Source organism: Protofrankia sp. Cr1 (genome assembly GCF_963555865.1).
Classification (GTDB): domain Bacteria; phylum Actinomycetota; class Actinomycetes; order Frankiales; family Frankiaceae; genus Protofrankia.
In genome coordinates, this window is record NZ_CAUVXO010000439.1 from 2,285 (window position 1) to 4,880 (window position 2,596).

A 2,596-nucleotide genomic window follows, 5' to 3' on the forward strand; every position below is an offset into this window, starting at 1 on the left:
TGGCCATCGCGGCACCTCGGCCCGATTCCGAGCCCAACCGGGCGCCCATCCCACCCCGAGGAAGGAAGAGCGGCCATGAGCGAAACCGACCAGCTACCTGATCGTTTCGGGCAGACCCGGACGTCCCTGCACACCCTGGCCGAACACGTCCTGGCTGCGTCCCGCTACCGGGCCACCGGGCGGATCGGCCTGGTGGTGCGGCCCGGCGGGTTCGGCACACCGCCCTTCGGCCCCGACCACCGGACGGTCAGTGTCGAGGGCTGCGAGCTGGTGGTCCGCGCAAACGGCGAGATCGGGCGGACGGACATCACCACCCTGCGCTCCGCCGGGCAGGCCGCCGGCATCGAGCCCGGTGCCCCGTCCGCCGTCTACACCCCCGCTACCAGCCTTGACCTGGACGCCCCGCTCGTCGTCGATCCGACCGCCGCCCAGTTGATCGCCGACTGGTATGCCCTGGCCGACGAGGCGCTGCGCCGGTTCACCGCCGAGATCGACCCGGACGCGCCCAGCCCGATCACCTTGTGGCCGGAGCATCTCGACGTCGCCCTCGCCGCCTCCGGTGTCAACTACGGAGCCAGCCCCGGCGACGACTACGTGAATGATCCGTACCTCTACGTCGGGCCGCCGTCGCTACCCACCACGCCGCCGGACCCGGACGGCTTCTGGAACCAGCCGTTCGGCGCCAGCCTGAGCTGGGAAAAGGCCCACTCGGTGGACCAGGCTGTCGAGTTCTTCCGAGCGGGCCACCAGCGGCTGCCCCGCTGACCGGGGCGGGTGGACCCCGATGCCGATCGGGGTCCACCCATCCCACCGCGAAACTCCGGTAGTGCTACCTGGGCGGGAACTGCGAGTTGGGGAGGGGATCAGCGAGGTTCGCGGTCGGGGCTGTGTCCGTGAACCCGATCACCGCGCAGTTGATGTCGACCCCGACGGAACCGTAGGGGGCGGGCTGACCGGTGGCAGGGTCGACGCCGGTCAGCAGATCAGGCCGGCTGGCCGCCAGGTTGAACACCTGGACCTCGTCGATCTGCCGCTTGTTGAGGCCCTGCCGCACGGCCTTGTCGGTCCACAGGCCAAGCTGCGCGTCCCACAGCGGGCTGTAGGCCAGCGCGTGCCTGGGATCGGTCTCGGTCGGGAAGTCACCGAACACGTTGAGCAGGTCACCGCCGTTGCGCAGGGCGTCGATCAGCGCGGTGTTACCCGCGCTGGCGTCCTCGGCGACATGCCCGTCCTTGGCGAGATGAACGAACCCCTGTGCCTGGCTGTTGTCGGCGCCGGTCTGGCCGTTGATGAACCCGAACAGCCGCTCGCGGGCGGAGCCGAGGAAGTCGTCGCCGCCGTTGTAGGCCGCCTTGTCCAGCGCGGGCACGTAGGTCGCACGCTCCAGTGCGGCGGTCAGGGGCTGGCCCGCGTCGGTGCTGATGTACACGATCGGCTTGCCGGCGTCGAAGCCCTTGACGAACAACATGTCGACGTAGGACTCCAGGTACTGGCCGGGCGGGGACGGAGGTGCGATGTGAATGCCCAGGACACGATCACCGGTGTCGGTGTGGTGGACGACGTCAAAGGGACCGTCGCCGGTCGCGACGATCGGCGCGCTGTAGACGACGTTCGACCCGGCGAGGCGGATGAACGGGCTGTAACCTGGGCCGGCGACCGCGCCGGGCGCGAACTTGGCAAGCGGGAAACCATCCGGTCCGGGCTCGGCCACCCGGGTCGGGCTGAAATCGGGCGCGCCCTGGAAGTTGACAACGGCCTGCCCGAAACGGTTCTGCTGCGGCGTCGGCGCGTCGAGGGTCACCGTCTGGACGCATTCCTGGCAGCCGACGGCGAGATTGGTGAGCTTAGGCGCATAGTTCACCCCCAGGTCGCGTGCCAGGCCCTCGTCAGAGGCATCCAGGAGCGTGAACCACACCGTCGTGCCGTTCGCCTTCCCCTTGTAAAGGGGCAGGCGGACGCTTTCCTTGCTGAGATCGACCTGGAGCGCGCTCTCGAGCGTCAGGTGATCACGAGGCAGCAAACCGCGTAGCGGCCCCAGTCCCGCGGCCGCGCCCTTCGGCTGGTTCGCGCCGGCGAGCGCTTGACCACCTGTCACCCCCGTAGCTGCGATAATCATGAGCGTGGCAGCCGCGAGCGACCACCGTTTTGACGACCATCGTTTTGACGACCATCGTTTTGCACAGCCATGCCGTTCTCCTTCCATTCGGGCGGATTCCCACCCGTGTTCGTGAACCGATCGACGTCGGGATCTCGTGAGTTTTCCGTCGTTGCAGCAACCTGGGATCAACAAGATTTCACCGAAACCCCGACCCCGCGACGATAGAAAGGCGTCGCTGGATGCGTCAAGGTGAATGGCGAGCAGGGGAAACGCCGTAAGAATGCCGTAAGAATCTGACCTCGGACGCCTGCGACCGGAAATTCCGATGTAAGGGCACGATAATTGACAAGGCCTGCCCAGCCGCAGAGCCTTTTTTGAATCTTGTGTTCGGACAGCGATCCGCGGCACAGGCGTCTGCCCTGCTACCCGGCGAGCCCCGTCGACCGTGGACGGTCGACGGGGCTCGCCGCCGCGGTTCACGTCTTGGGTTCACGTCTT

General features: G+C 67.6%; 2 protein-coding genes. One reads left to right on the forward strand and one right to left on the reverse strand.

Annotated elements, in window-relative coordinates; all coding sequences use genetic code 11:
* Positions 1 to 75: 75 nt before the first annotated feature.
* Positions 76 to 765, forward strand: coding sequence for a hypothetical protein (locus U9980_RS23180; protein WP_322769877.1), 690 nt, complete (start codon positions 76 to 78; stop codon positions 763 to 765).
* A 64-nt stretch (positions 766 to 829) separates the two neighbouring features.
* Here the strand turns inward: U9980_RS23180 and U9980_RS23185 are convergent, their stop codons facing one another.
* Complete coding sequence (locus tag U9980_RS23185; RefSeq protein ID WP_322769878.1) at positions 830 to 2,116, reverse strand: hypothetical protein; 1,287 nt, start codon at positions 2,114 to 2,116, stop codon at positions 830 to 832.
* Positions 2,117 to 2,596 lie beyond the last annotated feature (480 nt).

Coding starts and splice junctions, on each gene's coding strand:
- U9980_RS23180 (WP_322769877.1), top strand. CDS start 76: ATGAGCGAAACCGACCAGCTACCTGATCGTTTCGGGCAGACCCGGACG.
- U9980_RS23185 (WP_322769878.1), bottom strand. CDS start 2,116: ATGATTATCGCAGCTACGGGGGTGACAGGTGGTCAAGCGCTCGCCGGC.